Origin of the sequence: Pedobacter lusitanus (assembly GCF_040026395.1) — a bacterium.
GTDB lineage: Bacteria > Bacteroidota > Bacteroidia > Sphingobacteriales > Sphingobacteriaceae > Pedobacter > Pedobacter lusitanus.
In genome coordinates this window covers 1699730-1719979 of record NZ_CP157278.1, presented here as the reverse complement: position 1 = coordinate 1719979, position 20250 = coordinate 1699730, and the positions used below count along the sequence as shown (strand labels likewise).

At 38.6% G+C, this 20250-nt stretch carries 18 protein-coding genes; 11 read left to right on the top strand and 7 right to left on the bottom strand.

Annotation, left to right across the window (positions count from 1 at the left end):
• Positions 1 to 14: 14 nt before the first annotated feature.
• From nagB to PL_RS07275, 5 genes are all read left to right on the top strand, one after another.
• A complete protein-coding gene (gene nagB / locus PL_RS07295) occupies positions 15 to 1934 on the top strand; it encodes a glucosamine-6-phosphate deaminase (RefSeq protein ID WP_041884874.1) in 1920 nt (639 codons plus the stop codon).
• 30 nt (positions 1935 to 1964) lie between these two features.
• Complete coding sequence (locus PL_RS07290; protein WP_041884877.1) at positions 1965 to 3227, top strand: sugar MFS transporter; 1263 nt, start codon at positions 1965 to 1967, stop codon at positions 3225 to 3227.
• 47 nt (positions 3228 to 3274) lie between these two features.
• Positions 3275 to 4693, top strand: coding sequence for a glycoside hydrolase family 125 protein (locus PL_RS07285; RefSeq protein WP_041884879.1), 1419 nt, complete (start codon positions 3275 to 3277; stop codon positions 4691 to 4693).
• Positions 4694 to 4728: 35 nt separating this feature from the next.
• A complete protein-coding gene (locus PL_RS07280; protein ID WP_041884882.1) occupies positions 4729 to 6615 on the top strand; it encodes a beta-N-acetylhexosaminidase in 1887 nt (628 codons plus the stop codon).
• A gap of 159 nt (positions 6616 to 6774) precedes the next feature.
• Positions 6775 to 7398 carry a hypothetical protein gene (locus tag PL_RS07275; protein WP_041884921.1) on the top strand — a complete coding sequence of 208 codons (624 nt, stop codon included), beginning with the start codon at positions 6775 to 6777 and terminating at the stop codon, positions 7396 to 7398.
• A gap of 28 nt (positions 7399 to 7426) precedes the next feature.
• On the opposite strand, the gene PL_RS07270 is transcribed toward PL_RS07275, so the two are convergent.
• On the bottom strand, positions 7427 to 8026 hold the full coding sequence (locus PL_RS07270) for a hypothetical protein (protein ID WP_041884885.1): 600 nt from the start codon (positions 8024 to 8026) through the stop codon (positions 7427 to 7429).
• On the bottom strand, positions 8013 to 8510 hold the full coding sequence (locus PL_RS07265) for an RNA polymerase sigma factor (protein ID WP_041884888.1): 498 nt from the start codon (positions 8508 to 8510) through the stop codon (positions 8013 to 8015). The genes PL_RS07270 and PL_RS07265 overlap by 14 nt, the downstream gene beginning before the upstream one ends.
• Before the next feature lie 160 nt (positions 8511 to 8670).
• Here PL_RS07265 and PL_RS07260 point away from each other — a divergent pair, with 160 nt between their 5' ends.
• The 4 genes from PL_RS07260 (at position 8671) to rpmA (ending at position 11459) form a co-directional block, all read left to right on the top strand.
• On the top strand, positions 8671 to 10056 hold the full coding sequence (locus PL_RS07260; protein ID WP_041884892.1) for a dicarboxylate/amino acid:cation symporter: 1386 nt from the start codon (positions 8671 to 8673) through the stop codon (positions 10054 to 10056).
• 46 nt (positions 10057 to 10102) lie between these two features.
• Entirely contained in the window at positions 10103 to 10615 is a 513-nt protein-coding gene (locus tag PL_RS07255; protein ID WP_052496500.1) for a hypothetical protein, read from the top strand.
• A gap of 82 nt (positions 10616 to 10697) precedes the next feature.
• A complete protein-coding gene (rplU, locus tag PL_RS07250) occupies positions 10698 to 11009 on the top strand; it encodes a 50S ribosomal protein L21 (protein ID WP_041884895.1) in 312 nt (103 codons plus the stop codon).
• Positions 11010 to 11069: 60 nt separating this feature from the next.
• Entirely contained in the window at positions 11070 to 11459 is a 390-nt protein-coding gene (gene rpmA, locus PL_RS07245; RefSeq protein ID WP_082036011.1) for a 50S ribosomal protein L27, read from the top strand.
• Positions 11460 to 11530: 71 nt separating this feature from the next.
• Here the strand turns inward: rpmA and PL_RS07240 are convergent, their stop codons facing one another.
• Positions 11531 to 11890, bottom strand: a complete 360-nt coding sequence (locus PL_RS07240) for a helix-turn-helix domain-containing protein (protein ID WP_041878647.1) — start codon at positions 11888 to 11890, stop codon at positions 11531 to 11533.
• Between the two features lie 191 nt (positions 11891 to 12081).
• Between PL_RS07240 and PL_RS07235 the strand changes: the two genes are divergently transcribed.
• Entirely contained in the window at positions 12082 to 13047 is a 966-nt protein-coding gene (locus PL_RS07235; protein WP_052496070.1) for a response regulator, read from the top strand.
• Between the two features lie 17 nt (positions 13048 to 13064).
• Here the strand turns inward: PL_RS07235 and PL_RS07230 are convergent, their stop codons facing one another.
• The 3 genes from PL_RS07230 to rnr are packed head-to-tail and all read right to left on the bottom strand — an operon-like array spanning position 13065 to position 17339.
• Positions 13065 to 14033, bottom strand: coding sequence for a polyprenyl synthetase family protein (locus tag PL_RS07230; RefSeq protein WP_041878649.1), 969 nt, complete (start codon positions 14031 to 14033; stop codon positions 13065 to 13067).
• The gene (locus tag PL_RS07225) at positions 14033 to 15199 is read right to left on the bottom strand and encodes a carboxypeptidase-like regulatory domain-containing protein (RefSeq protein ID WP_041878651.1); all 1167 of its coding nucleotides are present in this window, start codon (positions 15197 to 15199) and stop codon (positions 14033 to 14035) included. Before PL_RS07225 ends, PL_RS07230 begins: the two co-directional genes overlap by 1 nt.
• A gap of 7 nt (positions 15200 to 15206) precedes the next feature.
• Positions 15207 to 17339, bottom strand: coding sequence for a ribonuclease R (gene rnr / locus PL_RS07220; RefSeq protein WP_041878652.1), 2133 nt, complete (start codon positions 17337 to 17339; stop codon positions 15207 to 15209).
• 244 nt (positions 17340 to 17583) lie between these two features.
• Here rnr and PL_RS07215 point away from each other — a divergent pair, with 244 nt between their 5' ends.
• A complete protein-coding gene (locus tag PL_RS07215) occupies positions 17584 to 18459 on the top strand; it encodes a mechanosensitive ion channel family protein (protein WP_041878655.1) in 876 nt (291 codons plus the stop codon).
• A 35-nt stretch (positions 18460 to 18494) separates the two neighbouring features.
• Here PL_RS07215 and PL_RS07210 read toward each other — a convergent pair whose 3' ends face one another.
• Positions 18495 to 20213, bottom strand: coding sequence for an ABC transporter ATP-binding protein (locus PL_RS07210; protein ID WP_041878657.1), 1719 nt, complete (start codon positions 20211 to 20213; stop codon positions 18495 to 18497).
• Positions 20214 to 20250 lie beyond the last annotated feature (37 nt).

Sequence of the window (20250 nt, the reverse complement as noted above, 5' to 3'; positions counted from 1 at the left end):
CATATAATATAGACATGTCAAGATTAAATTTATTAGAAGAGACCAGATACGAAAAATTGCCGGTAAGTGTTTACGCCGATGAACAAACTGCAAGTATTGAAGTCGCAAAAAGAATTTCTTCACTTATCATTTCAAAACAGGAAAAAGGAGAACAGGCTGTATTAGGCCTTGCGACCGGAGCCACCCCCGTTAAAGTGTATAAAGAGCTGATCCGTTTGCACAAAGAAGAAGGATTGAGTTTTCGTAATGTAGTGACCTTCAATCTGGATGAATATTATCCGATGAAGCCAGGATCGAATCAGAGTTATGTTCGATTTATGAATGAGAATCTCTTTGATCATATTGATATCAACCGTGAAAATATCAATATCCCTGATGGTGAATTAAAGAGAGAAGATATTGAAGATTTCTGTTTGAAATATGAGCAAAAGATCAGTGGTTTTGGTGGTATTGATTTACAGATACTCGGAATAGGAAGAACAGGTCATATCGGATTTAATGAGCCAGGTTCAGCACCTAATTCAGGTACCAGATTAGTCACACTTGATGAATTGACCAGAAGAGATGCTTCCCGTGATTTCGGAGGACTGGCAAATGTACCTACCAAAGCTATTACAATGGGTATTGGTACAATTTTCAAGGCTAAGGAAATTATCCTGATGGCCTGGAATGAAAAGAAAGCCTCAATCGTGAAAAAAGCTGTAGAAGGTGATATCTCAGCTGATGTGCCGGCAACTTATTTACAGTTATCTCCTAATGTAGAATTTATTCTGGACCATGACGCAGCATCATCACTGACACGTTTTGATACACCGTGGTTAGTTAAAGATTGTGCATGGAATGATGAGCAGGTAACTAAAGCAGTAATCTGGTTGGCAAAGACGCTGAATAAACCAATCCTTAAGCTGACCGAAGATAACTATAATAACAATGGAATGGCACAGCTCGCTACCCAGCGTGGCCCCGTTTATCAAATCAATATCCAGATTTTTAATAAGCTTCAGCACACTATTACAGGGTGGCCGGGTGGTAAGCCTAACGCAGATGATAGTCAGCGTCCGGAACGTGCAGAACCTGCATTGAAACGTGTCATAGTTTTCTCTCCACATCCTGATGATGACGTTATTTCTATGGGGGGTACATTTATCCGTCTGGCAGATCAGGGGCATGAAGTGCATGTCGCTTACCAGACTTCTGGTAATACCGCTGTCTGGGACGATGATGTATTGCGTTTCATGGAATTCAATATAGATTTTGTAGAGTCAAGAGCTGAGGATACCAAAGCTTTAAAGCAGACATATGACGGGATGCGTAGTTTTATCAGTACAAAATTGCCAAATCAGACAGATCCGGAAGAAATCCGTACAGTAAAAAAACTGATCCGTAAAGGGGAAGCAATTGCCGGTGCCAGATTTGCCGGGGTAAAAGATGAGCGTATCCACTTTATGGATCTCCCTTTTTATGACAGAAGCAAGTTTCACAAAGAAGTAAGTTTTGAAGATGATATTGTGCAGACTATGGAATTATTGCAGCAGGTAAAACCACATCAGATTTACGCTGCAGGTGATTTTGCAGATCCCCACGGTACCCATAAAGTATGTTTCAATATTTTAGTTGAGGCTATGATTCGTTTGAGAAAAACGGAGAGCTGGACAAAAGATTGCTGGTTATGGTTGTACAGAGGAGCATGGCATGAATTTGAAACACATGAGATTGAGATGGCTGTACCACTTTCACCTCAGGAAGTCGAAAGAAAGAAACTAGCTATATTTAAACATCAGTCACAAAAGGATCTGCCTGTTTTTCCGGGAGAAGATTCAAGAGAGTTCTGGGTAAGGGCAGAAGCACGTACACAGGAAACGGCAAGGGCTTATGACCAGCTTGGGCTGGCTGAATATGAGGCTATGGAAGCATTTGTGAAGTGGAAGTTCTAATCTTAATTGATCATCTCTAAATTATATTAAATGACAACAACAGCTAAAAAGGGAATGCCACCAATTATTATTATTGGTGCTTTATTCTTTATTTTCGGGTTTGTAACCTGGTTAAATTCAGTACTGATTCCATATTTGAAACTTGCCTGTGAGCTCAATAATTTTGAGTCTTATCTGGTTGCTTTCGCATTTTACATCAGTTATCTCGTGATGGCTATCCCATCAGCAAGTGTGCTTAAAGTTACGGGCTATAAAAAAGGTATGGCTCTCGGACTGGTCGTAATGGGTATCGGGGCACTGGTTTTTATTCCGGCAGCACTAACACGTACTTATGGATTATTTTTGCTGGGGTTATTTATCCAGGGAACCGGACTTGCGCTGTTACAGACAGCTTCCAATCCTTATATTACTATCCTGGGGCCTGCTGAAAGTGCGGCAAAACGGATCAGTATAATGGGAATCTGTAATAAAGTTGCAGGTGCTATCGCTCCAATTGTTTTGGGTGCAATTGCATTGAAAGATGCTGATGGTTTTCATGACAGGTTACTTTTAATGAATCCGGCCGAGAAAATTGCTGAACTGAATGCATTGGCTTCAAGAGTAATTTTGCCTTATGTAATTATCATTATTGTGCTTTTGATTCTGGCAGTGCTGATTTATTTCTCCACTTTGCCTGAAATTGATACAGACAAAGAAGATGAAACTGTTTCTCAGGCAACGGCCGGAAAAACCAGTATTCTGCAGTTTCCTCACCTATTATTAGGTGTATTGACCGTATTTTTATACGTAGGAGTAGAAGTTATGGCAGGCGATACGATAATCAGTTATGCGCATTATCAGGGAATCCCACTTTCTACGGCTAAATTTTTTACCACTTTTACTTTGCTGGGAATGATCCTTGGTTACCTGATTGGAATTATTTGTATTCCTAAATATATCAGCCAGGAAAACGCGATGAAATGGTTTGCAGTCCTGGGTATTGCCCTTACGGTTACTTCTATTTTTACAACCGGATATACATCGGTTTTATTTATTGCTTTGCTTGGGCTGGCCAATTCACTGGTATGGCCTGCAATCTGGCCTCTGGCACTTTCAGGGCTGGGCAGGTTTACTAAAATAGCTTCTTCTTTATTGATTATGGGTATCGCAGGCGGAGCAATTATTCCGCTTTGTTACGGAGCTCTTGTTGATGCATTAAATGCGCAGCAGGCTTACTGGATTATGGTTCCTTGTTACGCGTTTATCTTTTATTATGCTTCTGCAGGATATAAAATAAGGAGCAAAAAACACTAATTTTAATTAGCGTCTGGTTAAACAGACGCTAAAAACACCAAATATAAATGAATAGAAAAGATTTCATTACCAGCACAGGTTTACTTACCGCTGGTTTGTTTTTGAGTAAAGATTTAAGCGCATTTGAATTAACTTATCCAAATGTAAGGGTGCCCCTGAACAAAAGAAAATTCAGTAGTCCGGCCGTAGAAAAAGCAATTCTTAAATTTCAGCAGAAAGTATCAGATAAAGAATTGGGATGGTTATTCAATAACTGTCTGCCAAATACACTGGATACAACAGTTTCATTCTCTACAAAGGATGGAAAACCTGATACCTATGTGATCACCGGAGATATTGATGCGATGTGGCTCAGAGATAGTTCTGCTCAGGTCTGGCCTTATCTGGCTTTCATGAAGGAAGACAAGAAGTTACAGCAGTTAGTTGCGGGAATTATTCATCGTCAGGCCCACTATGTAATTAAAGACCCATATGCTAATGCATTTTACAAAGATGGAGAACAGAAAAGCGAGTGGGCAGGTGACCATACAACGATGCTGCCTGGTGTTCATGAGCGGAAATGGGAAATAGATTCACTTTGTTATCCAATGCGTCTGGCGTACAACTATTGGAAAATGACCGGAGATGTAACTCCTTTTGATGAAGAATGGAAAACATCTGTTCATACTATTCTGAAAACCTTTAAAGAACAACAACGTAAAACAGGTTTGGGGCCATATCATTTTCAGCGTGATACAGCTAAGCCAACAGATAGTTTGCCAATGGCTGGTTATGGATTCCCGGTTAAACCAGTCGGTTTAATCTGCTCTATGTTCAGACCGAGTGATGATGCAACGATCTTTCCGTTTTTAATCCCTTCAAACTTTTTTGCCGTGGTAAGTTTAAAACAGATGGCCGAAATGTTTACTTCGATTTTCAAAGAACAGGCATTTGCTGCAGAGCTGACCGCTTTGGCAACAGAAGTAGAAGCTGCGATTCAGAAATACGCCATTGTAGAACATCCTGTTTATGGAAAAATATATGCTTTTGAGGTTGATGGATTTGGAAACGTAAATCTGATGGATGATTCCAATGTACCGAGTCTGCTTTCACTTCCATATCTGAATGCAGTGCCGGTGACAGATCCGATCTATCAGAACACCCGTAAGTTTGCCCTGTCAGAACATAATCCATATTTTTATAAAGGTGCAGCTATAGAAGGTATCGGTGGTCCGCATGTGGAACAACAGGATATGATCTGGCCGCTTAGTATTATATGCAGAGGATTGACAAGTACAGATGATCAGGAGATCAGGGAATGTATTGCCGCATTAAAGAAAACACATGCTGGTACTGGATTTATGCATGAATCATTTAAAAAGGATCATCCCGAGATCTTTACAAGACCCTGGTTTGCATGGACAAATACCATATTCGGAGAGTTTTTATGGGAAGTGTTTCTGGCACGCCCGCATTTATTGAGCTAACCAACAATGAACCAAATATAAAATTAACCAAAATCATGAAGAAAATCATTTCAGGGCTTATTCTGGCCTGTGTAGCTTTCAGTGTACAGGCACAGACAGATGAAAACTTAGGTATTATACCTGCGCCGGTATCCGTAGAGAAAAAAGCCGGTTTTTTTAAACTGGACAAGACTGTGGTACTGGTTTCTAATGAAGCACCAAACGCAGCAGCAGCGGATATTCTTAACGCCTATATCGTGAGTCAGGGTGGTTTCGCATTGCGATCATCAAAAGCAGCTGCTACAGGTCAGCGAACAATTGTATTGAGTTCGGCGGGTGCTGATAAATTACCTGCTGAAGGTTATCAGCTGCAGGTTACTGCTCAGAATATTACAGTTACCGGTAAAGGTGCCGGTTTGTTTTATGGTGTTCAGTCACTGATGCAGATGATGCCTGAGAAAAAAGGTCAGGAAATTGACGTACCTGCCAGTATGATCAAAGATTATCCGAGATTTCAGTACAGAGGTTTACACCTTGATGTAGGAAGGCATACTTTCCCTGTTTCCTTTATCAAGAAGTATATTGATCTGATGGCTGCTTATAAACTGAATAATTTCCACTGGCATTTAACTGAAGATCAGGGCTGGAGAATAGAGATTAAAAAATATCCTAAACTGACCAGTGTCGGAGCAGAGAGAAATGGTACAGTTGTAGGCCATCATCCAGGTGTTACCAATGATAATACAACCTATAAAGGGTTTTATACTCAGGATGAAGTGAAAGAAGTTGTGGCTTATGCAGCAAGAAAATTTGTGAATGTGATTCCTGAAATTGAATTGCCCGGACACAGTTCTGCTGCAATTGCGGCCTATCCTCAACTGAGCTGTTTTCCTGACAGAGATACTTTTGTAGATCCTAAAACGCCATGGGCCGGATCAAGAAAAGGAAAACAGGTTCAGCAGCAATGGGGTGTTTTTGACGATGTATTTGCACCAACAGAATATACTTTTAAATTCCTGGAAGATGTTCTGGATGAGGTGATGGTTCTGTTTCCTTCAAAATATATACATATTGGTGGAGATGAGAGTCCAAAAGAATATTGGAAACAATCACCTTTCTGTCAGCAGCTGATCAAAGAAAAAGGCTTGAAAGATGAGCATGAATTACAGAGCTATTTCATTCAGCGTATAGAAAAATACATCAATTCCAAAGGCAGATCTATTATTGGATGGGATGAGATTTTAGAAGGTGGATTGGCTCCGAATGCGACAGTGATGTCCTGGAGAGGTGTTGAAGGCGGTATTGCTGCGGCTAAACTTAATCATGATGTTATTATGACGCCAGGAAATCAGGGATTGTATTTTGACCATGCACAATCTAAATCAAGTGGTGAACCTGTTAATATAGGTGGAAATGCTCCTTATTCAGTAGCTTATGCTTATGATCCGGTTCCTGAAGTACTTTCAGCCGATCAGAAGAAATTTATCAAAGGAGTACAGGCAAATCTATGGACAGAATATGTTGAAAGCCCTGCAAAAGCAGAATACATGATCTTACCAAGAATGTTTGCTCTGGCAGAAATCGCATGGACTCCATTAAACAAAAAGAATTATAAAAACTTTTCTGAAGACAGAATTCCAGTGCATTTAGCCCGTCTGGATAAAACCAATACAAATTACTGGGTACCTGTTCCGGTAGGGCAGTCTGATAAACAAATTGATGGAGAGAATATTACAATAGATTTAAAAGAGCCGGTTAAAGGAGCTAAAATCTATTATACTTTAGATGGTACAACTCCTTCTGAAGTTTCTAATCAATACCGTTCTCCGTTAAAAGTTAATGTACCCAAGGGTAAGAAGATTTTATTGAAGACTATTGTGGTTACGCCTAAAGGAAAATACAGTGTAATTTCTGAGACCCCTTTAAATAACGAAGCAAAATAATCTTTAAAAAGCCACTTGAATTCAGGAATGAATTTAAGTGGCTTCTGCTGATTTTAACTATATAAAGCCTGTTTGGGATTCATAATTTGAATTTTAAGCAGGCTTTATATTTGGTTAAAATGCTTTTTTAGCATAAATTGCTGGAATAAAATGAACCCGATGAAACGAGCCCCATATATTTTACAACAGTCAGCATTATGCCTGGGTCTGTTGTTTTTGTTTGCCTGTAACAATGATCAGCCTGCTAAAATTTCTCCGGCAGCGGCAGATAAAATTGTTGCTAAAAATACGGCAGGAACATTTCCTTTTCATAAAGATATAGTGATTAAACCAGGTCTTCATTTTGAAATATTAAGCTGGGGGAGAGGAGTAGACAGTGTGGGTGGTTATCTGATTCTGATGTCTGATTCACTTAAAAACAGTTATAAATCTTTTCCTGTAGAGCGGAATGGTGTTATTACTGATGCCTGGAATATGGATATGGATAATGATGGAAATCCTGAATTGTATATTGAATTGCTGAGTAAGAAAAATGTGAAAGACCTCAACGTTTATGAATACAATGGCAGCTTTAATAAAATCAGTTTTCCGCCTTTAAGCGCTAAGATGAAGAAGATTTATGGCGGAGATGATAAGTTTACCCTGAAGAACGGAGAGCTGTTCAGATCTTTTCCTATTGTGAATTCTTCAGATTCAACACAAAAGAACGGAGCAGTAAAAATGCTGCACTATAGTTTAAGAGGAAATAGCTTCTCTGTGGACGAAATTAAAGAGCAGGAATAATCATTCCTGCTCTCAATGTTGTTTAAGATTAAACAGATTCTTTAAACTGTGCGCTGATTCTTTCAAATTTTTCTATCAGAAGATCAATGCGTTCTTTTTCTTTATTCATATAAGACTTACGCAGAATGGTTGCGCAGAAGGCCATCCATATTACTGTAAACAGTACGATTGCTATTTGTACCCAGGTATTCAGGTGATTTAGCGTCTCAAAGAAAAATAGAATAAAGCCAATTGATATTGCAGCGGCATAAAACCAGTAAAGTTTATTATATAAATTGAAACGGCTCAACTGATATTCATGAAGTTTTTTCAGGAATGCACCAGGATGTTCTGTAAAGTCGTTACGTGAAATCAGTCTGTGCTCTCTGTATAATAAAATGGTATAAATAGCTACAGCCAGTACGATAATTCCTATCCCAGCGAAAGTTGCAAGAGAACTGAAGTCGAAATAAAAAAGTAATGAGCTGATAGCGAGGAAAGAAATGATCATTCCACCAATGTTAAACAGCGATTTGGTACGAATGGAATTCACTTCTTTTTTTGCCTGATCCAGCATCTCTTCCGAGGTGATTTTTACCTCCACCGCATGTGATTGCCAAAGAGACTGTATATGTTCAAATTCTTGCATGATGATTGTATAATTCGGTGAGTTTTTGTTTAATCCGGTGAATCTTAACCCTAAGATTTCCCTCGCTGATTCCTGAAATTTCCGCTATTTCATGATAGGGAAGTTCATCAAGAACCATGGTAATAATTAAACGGTCGTTTTCTTCTAATTTGGATATTGATTTATATAAAAGAGCCACCTGCTCATTTTTTTCAGAGAATTCTTCCACTCTGTTTTCAATAATATTTTCTGTCAGTTCGTCTTTGGCCTGCCTTTTTTCTGAACGGAGATAAGTAAGGCAGGTGTTTACTGCGATACGATAGATCCAGGTAGAAATCAGTGATTTCTGTCTGAACTTGTCCAGGTTCTGCCAAACCTTAAGAAATGTTTCCTGTAGTAAGTCATTGGCAGATTCGGCATCACCCGTATAGCCATAGCACAAATGAAATATTTTCTTGGAGTTAGTATCGAAGATTTGCTTAAATAAGATGTCTTTCTGATCCAATTGCGTTGTTTCTTTTGTTGTTTGACAAGGTTAATGCTGAATTGTTACAGCACAAAATTATTTCCATATTTCCACAATCCCATAAAATCGGGGTAGCAGATTCTGAAAATAAGTTTATTATTGTAGTTTTACGCTCGGAAAAAACACACAACCAAATATAATGTCAAAAAACAACAGATTAACATTCTTTATATTTTTAGCACTGATACTGGGCGTTGTCTTGGGTTATGTATTAAATGTAAACTCGTTTGATGGGTATAATAACAAGATTACCAGTGCAGATGCTCAGATTAAGACGCTGGATATAAAGATGGGTGGAATTACGGATACAAGTTCCGTACAGTACTTACAGCTGAAAACACAGAAGGCTGAAAACATTAAGATCAGAAGAGAAAATGAAACTGAAAGAGAGAAAAAGCTTGAGCCGCTTACTTTATTAAGTGATATTTTTCTAAGATTAATCAAAATGATTGTCGCTCCGCTGGTTTTTACTACACTGGTTGTCGGTGTTGCTAAAGTAGGAGATATTAAAGCAGTAGGAAGAATAGGTGGTAAAACGATGCTCTGGTTTATGAGTGCTTCTTTACTGTCGCTTTTCCTGGGAATGGTAATGGTCAATATCTTCAGACCTGGTGAGGCCATGAATCTGCCATTGCCTAGTAGTCATGCAGATACCGGTATACATAAGGTAGCGCTGTCTATGAAGGACTTTATTGCCCATATCATACCTAAAAGTATGACTGAAGCTATGGCGACTAACGAAATTCTGCAAATTGTAGCATTTTCTTTGTTTTTTGGCGTAGCAACAGCAGCTATTGGCGAAAAAGGTAAGATTATCATTGAATTTTTTGATGCAGTAGCTCATGTGATTTTAAAAGTGACAGGTTATGTCATGAATTTTGCACCCTTTGCAGTATTTGGGGCTATGGCGGCCATTATTGCTAAACAGGGATTGAGCGTATTGTCTACTTATGCCTTATTTATAGGAGAGTTTTATTCCACTATGCTTTTGCTTTGGGTGGTATTGATACTGATTGGTTATCTCATTTTAAAAGGAAGAGTATTCAATCTGATGAACAGGATGAAAGAGCCTGTTATTGTCGCTTTCAGTACAGCCAGTAGTGAGGCTGCTTATCCGAAAACGATGTTACAGCTGGAGCGTTTTGGCTGTAAAGATAAAATTGTGAGTTTCGTATTACCATTGGGTTACTCTTTTAATTTGGATGGATCAATGTTATATATGACCTTTGCATCCTTGTTTATTGCACAGTCCTACGGTATACATCTGTCATTTCAGCAGCAGATTACGATGTTGCTGATCCTGATGTTAACCAGTAAAGGTATTGCTGGTGTTCCAAGAGCTTCATTGGTAGTTATTGCAGGTACAATTGCTACTTTTAATATCCCTGAGGCTGGATTAGCATTACTGATTGGTATCGATCCATTGCTGGATATGGGCAGGTCAGCGACTAATGTAATTGGTAATAGTCTGGCTACTGCTGTTGTCAGCAAGTGGGAGGGAGAGCTTACAGAGCCTCTGGACTAGATTTTTAGATTACCGGATACAAGACCAATTTATATAGATTAAAAAAATGAGTACCAAAGCAAAAAAAATATTTCTACTGCTTACCATAGTTGTCCCTTTTCTGGCGTACTGTGTGTTTTATTATATGCCAATTCTTAAAAACGCACCTTTCAGATCAGATGAGTTTGTTTCTTTTCAGTTCAAATGGGGTGAAGGAAATGATTTAGTAAACTCTTACGATTCTGCTACCGGGGATTATCAGTATCTGAATAAGAAGGATTCTCTGGTAAAAACCAATGTGAAGCTTAGGGAAAATGATATCATTTATCTGCACCATAAAGCCAGTGAACTTGGATTCTGGAATTTTCCGGATGTGATTTCAAATGCAGGTACAGACCTTAATAAATCTAAAGTGCTGCGTTATGTGATGCAGTTTAATTATAAGCGTAAGACTAAAAAAGTGATTTTTGTTACTGATTATAATGAAATCGCTAAGTTAAGAGACGTTGCCAAGCAAATGGAGACCCTTTTAGAGCAGAGTATAAACGATGCTCAAGAAAGATATGGTAAGAAAAAGTAATTCATTATGAATTTATAAATATATATTCTATATTTGCACCTCGATAAAAAAATAAACAATTTAAAATACTAATTATTTAACAATGTACGCAATAGTAAATATAGCAGGACAGCAATTCAAAGTTGCAAAAGACCAGCACCTTTTTGTACACCGTTTGCAAGGAGATGAAGGCGCTAGTATTGAATTTGACAATGTATTGTTGGTTGAAGACGGAGGTAAGATCTCTGTAGGTGCCCCTTTATTATCAGGAGCTAAAGTTTCAGCTAAAATCGTGTCTCATTTAAAAGGCGATAAAGTGATCGTTTTCAAAAAGAAACGTAGAAAAGGTTACAAAAAGAAAAATGGCCACCGCCAGTATTTCACAAAAATCCAGATCTCTGGTATCAGTTTATAATTAGTTGTTAAACAAAAATTATCAGTTTTATAACTGTTAGTTGATAAAATATAAAACAAAATGGCACATAAAAAAGGAGCCGGTAGTTCGAGAAACGGACGTGAGTCTCATAGTAAACGCTTAGGTATCAAAATTTTTGGTGGTCAGGAAGCAATTGCAGGAAACATCTTAGTACGTCAACGCGGAACTAAACACCATCCTGATAAAGGCGTAGGTATTGGAAAAGACCATACTTTATTCGCTCTTGTTGCTGGTACTGTAGTTTTCAGAAAGAAACAAGATAACAAATCTTATGTTTCTGTATTACCTGCAAGTGTAATTAGCGAAGTTGTTGAAAAAGCTGCACCAGCTAAGAAAGCTGTTAAAGCTGCTGCTCCGGTAGCAGAAGCACCTGCTAAAAAAGCACCAGCTAAAAAAGCTGCTAAAGCTGACGCTGCTCCGGCAGAATAATCTTTAAAATATTATAATAAAAAAGCCGCAACGTTTTCGTTGCGGCTTTTTTATTGACCTTTTTTGACCTGCTATGAAACGGCTATCTTTATTTTTATGCTTTGAAGTTCGTTTTCCAGTTTTTCCAGACACGAAGAGAAATTCTTGAGTGTCGTTTCCAACTCATTCATCAGACTGGCTACCGGCAATACTACTGGTGGTTCAGGAGTCTTTTCTTCCCCGTGTAAAAGCCACTCATAACTCTTATTATAATGCCTTGAAAGAGCACAAAGTGTGTTAAATGTCGGGTATTGATTGCCAAGCTCAATTTGAGAATAATTACTCCTCGATAAGTTCAAGAAATTAGCTACATCAACCTGAGCATAAGCCTTTTCGAGTCTCAATGACTTAATTCTCTTCCCTAATATTTTCTTTGATAGAATTTCTTGCATAAATAATATTTTTTTTGTTGGTTTGTGACTTTATTCTATTGGTGTAAAAAAGACAATTATCGCACCACTACATCCGATAGTATAATTTGATTATCTTTATAGGAAGATCGTAAGAATTAAAGTAGGTAGTTAAATGTTAAAAAAAAATTAAATGAGTGCTTGTATTTGTGTCATACTAAAGGAAATCAACTATGAAGCTTAGTGCTTACTGTGATTATTATACTGATAACTCCTATTTCCTTTTTAATAAAAAAAATCACATTACTTTTTTTAACATTCATTCCATAGAAAAAATAGGGTATTTTTTAGCCAAAAATCCCGCTATTGGGGAATCCTTTGTGGAAATCATTTCACAAAAGTATGAACGGGCCTTTTCAAAACTGGTTGCCGAATGTTTCGAAGGGAAATCATTCAATATAGAAAAACGGTTAAAAGTAAAAGATATGGATGATGTGCTGCTGCAGATTGTTCTGACTCCGGTTTTTACCGATCCAGGGGAGCCCCTTGTTGCCTGTACCATTATAGACAGCAACAGGAAATCAAATCAGATGAAATTACTGGACGAATATTCACATCTCGCTTCACATGATCTTCGTGCACCTATAACCAATATATTAAGTCTGTCGAGTCTGATGAATTTTCCTGACATGGAATCATTTGATACCAGCAGGATAAAAGACTTGTTACGGGATATTAATTATCAGGCAGAAAAGCTGGACGATATTATTAAAATGCTGAACAGCTTAATTAATAAAGAACATAGCCCAGATGATTTCATTGCAGATTCTATCAGAACTGATTCCAAACATATTATGCTTATTGATGATGATTCCCTGACTAACAGGCTGCATCATATGATTATTACCAAGTACAATAAAAACAGGAGGGTAGTTCAGTTTGGCAGTTCAACTCATGCACTTGATTATCTGAAAGAAAATAAGCCTGATTTAATTCTGCTTGATCTGAATATGCCAGAAATTGACGGCTGGACTTTTTTAAGGCTCCTGGAGGAACAGAAACCTGATGTTGATGTAGTTATCATCTCTTCTACAATTGATCCGACAGAGCGCACCAGAGCGCAGTCCTACAGGTCAGTTAAGGATTTCCTGACGAAACCCTTAACTTATGACAAAATCAAACATCTGGTAGATAATTAATCATCCGGGATTCAGTTCTAGTGCTCTCTATCGAGCAATGACTCGGCAAGGGCAATGAGCTCATTCTTTTTAACTGCCTCAATACTTACTTTTTCTAATGCTGTAAAAGCAATTTCAAGGCTGCGTTTCATTTCAGTAACTGCCAGTTCTCTGATTTTGTAGCTGTTATACAGCTTTGTAATGGACTCTATTTTGGCAGGATAATCAGTATTTGGATATTGTGCTTCCAGCAGGGCCAGATCGTCTCCCTGGGCAAGCTCTTTTAGTTTAAGCAGCAGAAATGTTTGTTTGTTGGAAATGATGTCTCCACCAACCTGTTTGCCAAATTTAACCGGGTCGCCGTAAACATCAAGAATGTCATCCTGAAGCTGGAAGGCGATTCCGAAGTTTTCGCCAAAATCGTAAAGATGATTTGCATCTTCCTCACTTGCGCCGCCTACAATTGCCCCAAGTTTCATTGCTCCGCCTACCAGTACTGCCGTTTTCAGACGGATCATGTTAACGTATTCTACAATACTGACGTCGTTTCTCTGTTCAAACTCCATATCCAGTTGCTGACCCTCACAGACTCCCTGAGCAGTAGTGTTAAAACAGTGTAATGCATTTTTAAGAACGCCGGAATCCAGATTAGTCAGATGTTTATTGGCTTCTACCATCATTACATCCCCGCTTAAAATGGCATTATTTACACCCCATTTGATATGAACAGTATCCTGTCCTCTGCGTAAAGGGGCATTATCCATAATGTCATCATGAATCAGTGTGAAATTATGAAAGGTTTCAATTGCCAATGCGGCCTCAATAGCTTTGGTCGCATCATTGTTAAAAAATTCACTGGAAAGCAATAGCAGAACCGGTCTGATCCGTTTACCGCCAAGGCGCATAATATAACTTATTGGTTCATACAGCTTTGATGGATGAGCCGGATATTCGACCTTTTTAATCGCTTCTTCAATTAATTGTTGTAACTCAAAAATGGTATGCATTATTTTCTTAATGTGGTGTTTTTTTCTAAAATTTCTATTGCTTTCTGTTCTTTTTCTGTCCTTTTAATCCCTGGATTCTTCTTCCAGAAATCTTCATTATAGGTCATCGCTTTGACCAGATTACTGTCATTGATAGTTATACTTACTTCTTCCAGATCGTTTCGGTTAATGTGGTCATCATCCACCATGTATAAGGTAGAATAAAGGTCTGTATCCTGGATACCCAAACCTAGCATTTTCAATCGGTTTGTTGTGTTAAGAACTGCATAATCCAGAACGTTGTCACCCCGTTTGTTCAACCTGTACTGGGCTATAAAGACGGTTTCCTTATTCTTGATACTGACAGTTCCGACACTTTTGAAAAACATACCCTTGATTACGCCTTCAATTTTAAGGACATTATTTGTTACCGTATTAACATAATAAGCGCCCTCAAATCTTTTTTCTTTTAAAGCGCGCCTTGGCGTACAGATAATCTTAGCAATTTCTTCCCCGTCCAGCAGATAGGTACCAGCAAGTTTAAAACTATACAGGGAGTCTACCTTTCTTAAAAGGGGTTTTTTATGGAAGGAATTGGCCAGATAACCTGAGAAGATAAAAGAAAAGAAGCTGGTATTGCTATAAGATATGCCATTCTTGCCCTGCAGATGACGTGCCTCTGTAGGATGCCAGCCAATCAGACCATATGGTTTCCATTCAGCATCCAGCCAGATTTCATTCAGGTATACAGGTTCATTGGCTTCATAGGCAATTTGTCTTAAAAAGGCCCTGCCAAAATTTGATTTATTATATGTTTTTAATGCTTTATCAGTTGCATCCTGCATGATAGCAACTGCAGGATTGCCAACCGTAACCTCCTTTAAGGTCAGCACCTGCGGATCAAGTACTATTTTTATTTTTTCATCAGTCGTTTTGACTTCAAAGCTGCCCCCGGTATAACTCAGGTGGGTAACCAGCAGGTTAACCGGCAGTGAAGAAACCGTAAGTTCGAATTCCCCGTTTCCGTTAGTTAAAGTACTTTTCTGATCTTTTGCCTGAATTGTAGCAAAAACAACAGGGTTACCTGTGTTTTTTTCTACTACAATACCCGATATCTTTAACTGCGCGAAAACACATACTGAAGATAAAAACAGCAGGAAGAAGAGAACAATGCCTGATTTATACATGCTAACCTTAATCCTGGATCAGTGAAAAATCAATTTGTCGTTTAGACAGATCTACTCTTTTTACTTTCACTTTGACTTCATCACCCAGCTGATATTTCTTTTTCTTGCGCTGACCTACAATACAGTAGTTCTTTTCATCCAGTACATAGAAATCATCAGCTATATCCTTCAGTCTGATCATGCCTTCGCATTTGTTCTCAATCAGCTCCACATACATTCCCCATTCAGTTACACCCGAAATAATTCCCATAAAGAGTTTACCTACGTTTTCTTCCAGATACTCTACCTGTTTGTATTTAATAGAAGCACGCTCTGCATCGGCAGCACGTTTTTCCATCGCAGATGAGTGAGAAGCGGCCGTTTCGTATTCTTCCTCATTAGCCGAACGCTCTCCGTTCAAATAAGCAGCCAGCAGGCGATGAACCATTACGTCAGGGTAACGACGGATAGGAGAGGTGAAATGCGTATAGTGATCAAAAGCCAGACCATAATGACTGGTTTTTTTTGTAGTATAAACCGCTTTAGCCATAGAACGAATAGCTAATTGGGTCAGCACATTCTGTTCTTTTTTGCCTTCTACATCTTCCATCAGAAAATTCAGGGATTTAGCAATATCCTTATCTGATTTCATGTTTATTTTATAACCAAAACGGGCAGCAAATAAGGCGAAATTACCCAGGTTTTCCAGATTCGGTGAATCGTGAGATCGGTAAACGAAAGTATATTTAGCTTTTCCTTTACCTTTTTTAGCAATAAATTCAGCTACCTTTTTATTGGCCAGCAACATAAAGTCTTCAATCAGTTTATGAGCGTCTTTACGTTCTTTTACATAAACACCAACTGGTTTTCCTTTTTCATCCAGCCTGAATTTGACTTCTGTGCTTTCAAAACTTATCGCACCATTTTTAAACTTTCTGTCTCTTAAAATGTAAGCAAGTTCATTTAGTTTAAGGATTTCTCCGGCATAATCACCTTCCTTATTTTCTATCACTTCCTGAGCTTCTTCATAGCTGAAACGTCTGTCAGAGTGAATTACAGTTCTTCCAAACCATTCCTCCACTACATTAGCTGCTTCATCCAGTTCAAAAACAGCTGCAAAGCAGAGTTTATCCTCGTTAGGGCGAAGAGAGCAGACCCCGTTACTTAGTCTTTCAGGAAGCATCGGGATTACCCTGTCTACCAGGTAAACAGAAGTAGCTCTTGAATAGGCCTCTTTGTCTAAATAAGATTTAGGTTGTACATAATGTGAAACATCTGCAATATGTACCCCAACTTCGTAATTGCCGTTTGGCAGTTTTTTGAAAGATATTGCATCATCAAAATCCTTTGCGTCTGCAGGGTCAATCGTAAAGGTTACCGTTTCGCGGAAATCACGGCGGTTTTTAATTTCGTCTTCAGTAATCTGTTCAGGAATTTCATTTGCTTCTTTCTCTACCTCAGGAGGGAAGGAAAGCGGAAAACCATACTGTGCAAGAATGGCATTCATTTCCGTATTATTTTCTCCCTGGGTACCCAGAATATTGATAATCCTTCCAATAGGGTTTTTAGCGCCCTCCGGCCAATCGGTAATTGCTACCTGTACCTTTTGTCCGTTTTTGGCTCCGTCAAGGTCGCTTAACGGCACAAAAATATCATGCAGCATTTTCTTGTCATCGACGGTCACAAATGCAAAACGGTCAGATATTTTGATTACGCCTATAAAATCAGTTTTTAAACGTTGTATGATTTCAACAACTTCACCCTCGTTTTTCCTGCCTCTCTTTTTTGCATAGATATACACTTTTACTTTATCTCCGTTAAGCGCATTATGCAGTTTACGGGCAGAGACGAATACGTCTTTTTCAAACTCATCATCAGGAATAATAAAAGCTGCCCCGTCGGCAGTCATATCTACTCTTCCTGTGATAAAGGTTTTTAAATCTTTAAGCTTGAATTTTCCTTTTTGAGGTTCGGTAAAAACACCTTTATGTGCTTGTTCTTTCAGGATCTCCAGAATGGTTTCCCTGGCTTCATCATCTTTTATGTTGAGTTTGGCCGAAACCTGTTTGTAATTCAAGGCTTCATTGTTGCTATTCTCTAAAACATCACTGATTAACTGAGTTAAGACGAGTTTTATTTGAGAAGATTTCTTTTTTGCCATAGTATATTTGTCAATATTCCGAAGGTAACACTTTGAAATGATTTATTATGCCTCAGGGGCTATAAAATCCAATATTGAGGGCTTTAAAGAGCGATGAAGATTTGTTTAATTGTAATTTAAGTCGGAGATTTAGACGGGTTCTGAACGGTCTTCAGCTATTTGCCGAAATAACAGGTTTTCCCTTAAATAGTATACCTCAACAGTACAGGACAGGATTTAAACATTTAAGTAGCAGGAGAATAAAATGATAGAAGAAAAACAGCGGAGTACGAGAAAAGAATTTCTGATGATTATTATCAAGGTTATCATTTTCTTTGCGCTGACCTATTTTGAAATTTATCAGCCTGTACTATTTAAAGACTATCCTTTCATTGCACTTACTGCTCATGCTTTTACGGTATTTCTCGGTCCGAGTGTTGCAGTTTCCTTTCTGCGTTTGATTGTGATTTACTGGTATATTAAGAAACATCGTTTTAAATCTACTATCAAGGACAACTTCATTTTAGGAATTAACAGAATTGTTTCTATTCTCAATACCGTATTCGGAGTTATTGCGATTATGATCTGGATGGGAATCAAACCTCTGGAGTTTTTAACCAGTATTACGATTGTGGCAGCAGCTATTGCTGTAACGTTTAAAGATTATATAACCAATATGATCAACGGATTGATTATTATGTTTTCAGACCGTTTATCCCTGGGAGATCATATCCGTGTAAATGATCATGAAGGAAAGATTCTGGATATTACACTGATTAATATGATTCTTCAGAATGAAGATAATGATATGGTCATCATCCCGAATTCTGTAGTTTTCAGTTCCGTTATTATCAACCAGTCAAAGCAGAATATTAAAAAACTAAGTGTGGAATTTGAGATGGCTCTGCATTTTGGCTATACGCCGGATTATCTGGAAAAGTACCTTTATCAGGTTCTCGATAATTTTAAAGCTAATATTGTGTCCGGTGGGCTGACGATAAAAACGCTGGCAATCAATAAGGATATTACCAGATTTAAAGTGCAGATACTGCTGAATAACTATGATAAGCTCAAAGAAAGAGAAATCAGACGGGTGCTCAATACTGCATTGATTAAACTGACTGTACCAGAACAGGCCTGATGTTTTCGGTAATTACTGATCCTGCACCGGCAGCCTTAGCCGACCAGGTTTAGTTTACCTGGAATTGCAGCAATTAACTTTTGAGTATAGGCTGTCTGCGGATGTTCGTAAATGATTTCCGGAAAATTCTCTTCTTCTATTTTTCCTTTGTTCATGACGATCATTCTGTCTGAAAGATGTTTGACCACGGCAAGGTCATGAGAGATGAAAATATAAGTCAGACCAAGTTCTCCCTGTAGCCTTCTGAGTAAATTTAAAACCTGTGCCTGTACCGAAACGTCCAGTGCAGAGACAGATTCATCACAGATAATGAGTTTAGGCTGCAGGGCTAGTGCACGTGCAATGACTATGCGCTGCCGCTGGCCTCCGGAAAACTCATGAGGATAACGGTCAAAATGTTCCGGTTTCAGATCTACCAGTTCCAGCAGGTGTTGTACATGAGCTTTGCGTTGCACATCAGTATCGAATATGCGGTGTACCAGCAAAGGTTCCATTAAAGCATGACCTACGGTTAGCTGTGGGTTTAATGAAGAATAAGGATCCTGAAAAATGAGTTGTATATCCCTTCTGAGTTTTCTCAGACTATCATTTTTTAGATGTGTGATATCCTGACCATCAAAAAAAATACTTCCTGAAGTAGGTTCAACCAGACGAAGAATACTCCTGCCCAGTGTGGTCTTACCACAGCCGGACTCACCAACCAGGCCTAAAGTTTCACCCGGATATAGTTTGAAACTTACCTGATCAACAGCTTTGATCAATTCTTTGGAATGTCCGAATAATCCCTGTCTGACGGGGAACCAGGTACAAAGATCTTTTATTTCAAGCAGGGGAGATGTGCCATACAGAATTGCTCTTCTGCTGTCAATTTCCTGCTGTGTATAACTATTTATTTCCCTTAAATCAGCAATTGGTTTAGCTGTACATTTCTGCAGAAAGTCGGCTACTACCGGCAATTTCTTTAAACGGTATAAAGGTGATGGTCTGCAAGCCAGTAAACCTTTGGTATAAGGGTGTTTGGGTTGTTTGAATAACTGATCAGCGGAGCCCTGTTCAACGATTGTTCCTTTATACATGACGGCAACATCGTCTGCAATTTCACTGATTACGGCCAGATCATGGGAAATGAAAATTATTCCCATATTCCGTTCTTCTTTAATTTGTAACAGCAGTTGCAGAATCGTTTGTTGCACAGTTACATCCAGTGCCGTAGTTGGTTCATCAGCAATGAGGAATTCAGGATTACAACTCAAAGCCATTGCGATCATGACTCTCTGTTTTTGTCCTCCGGAAAGCTGGTGCGGATAAGTACTGAAAATAGCTTCAGGCCGTGGGAGCTGTACCTCTTTAAAAAGTTCAATGGTTTTTTCCCTGGCTGGTTTTCTGCTTAATTTCTGATGCAGCATAATCGCTTCCTGAACCTGGTAACCACAGGTGAATACAGGGTTCAGAGAAGTCATGGGTTCCTGGAAAATCATAGCAATCTTATTGCCCCTGTAAGTATTCATTTCCAGATCAGACAAGGAAAGCAGGCTGATGTTGTTAAAAAGAATATCTCCTTTTACCCTTGTGTACTGCGGATCATGTAACCGCATAATAGAAAATGAGGTAACAGATTTCCCAGAACCAGATTCGCCAACTATCCCTAAAATACGCCCTTTTTCGGCCTTGAAGCTGATCTGATTTACTGCAGTATGCCAGGAGCGGTCTTCCTGGTTAAAAAATTGGATATTTAGATCAATTACGTTTAACATCAGAGGTACAATATAGCTAAAAATATCATCTGAATTT

Bases quoted from the DNA above. Each gene is read 5' to 3' on its own strand.
- nagB (WP_041884874.1), top strand. From the start codon at position 15: ATGTCAAGATTAAATTTATTAGAAGAGACCAGATACGAAAAATTGCCG.
- PL_RS07290 (WP_041884877.1), top strand. From the start codon at position 1,965: ATGACAACAACAGCTAAAAAGGGAATGCCACCAATTATTATTATTGGT.
- PL_RS07285 (WP_041884879.1), top strand. From the start codon at position 3,275: ATGAATAGAAAAGATTTCATTACCAGCACAGGTTTACTTACCGCTGGT.
- PL_RS07280 (WP_041884882.1), top strand. From the start codon at position 4,729: ATGAAGAAAATCATTTCAGGGCTTATTCTGGCCTGTGTAGCTTTCAGT.
- PL_RS07275 (WP_041884921.1), top strand. From the start codon at position 6,775: ATGAAACGAGCCCCATATATTTTACAACAGTCAGCATTATGCCTGGGT.
- PL_RS07270 (WP_041884885.1), bottom strand. From the start codon at position 8,026: ATGCAAGAATTTGAACATATACAGTCTCTTTGGCAATCACATGCGGTG.
- PL_RS07260 (WP_041884892.1), top strand. From the start codon at position 8,671: ATGTCAAAAAACAACAGATTAACATTCTTTATATTTTTAGCACTGATA.
- PL_RS07255 (WP_052496500.1), top strand. From the start codon at position 10,103: ATGAGTACCAAAGCAAAAAAAATATTTCTACTGCTTACCATAGTTGTC.
- rplU (WP_041884895.1), top strand. From the start codon at position 10,698: ATGTACGCAATAGTAAATATAGCAGGACAGCAATTCAAAGTTGCAAAA.
- rpmA (WP_082036011.1), top strand. From the start codon at position 11,070: ATGGCACATAAAAAAGGAGCCGGTAGTTCGAGAAACGGACGTGAGTCT.
- PL_RS07240 (WP_041878647.1), bottom strand. From the start codon at position 11,890: ATGCAAGAAATTCTATCAAAGAAAATATTAGGGAAGAGAATTAAGTCA.
- PL_RS07235 (WP_052496070.1), top strand. From the start codon at position 12,082: ATGAAGCTTAGTGCTTACTGTGATTATTATACTGATAACTCCTATTTC.
- PL_RS07230 (WP_041878649.1), bottom strand. From the start codon at position 14,033: ATGCATACCATTTTTGAGTTACAACAATTAATTGAAGAAGCGATTAAA.
- PL_RS07225 (WP_041878651.1), bottom strand. From the start codon at position 15,199: ATGTATAAATCAGGCATTGTTCTCTTCTTCCTGCTGTTTTTATCTTCA.
- rnr (WP_041878652.1), bottom strand. From the start codon at position 17,339: ATGGCAAAAAAGAAATCTTCTCAAATAAAACTCGTCTTAACTCAGTTA.
- PL_RS07215 (WP_041878655.1), top strand. From the start codon at position 17,584: ATGATAGAAGAAAAACAGCGGAGTACGAGAAAAGAATTTCTGATGATT.
- PL_RS07210 (WP_041878657.1), bottom strand. From the start codon at position 20,213: ATGTTAAACGTAATTGATCTAAATATCCAATTTTTTAACCAGGAAGAC.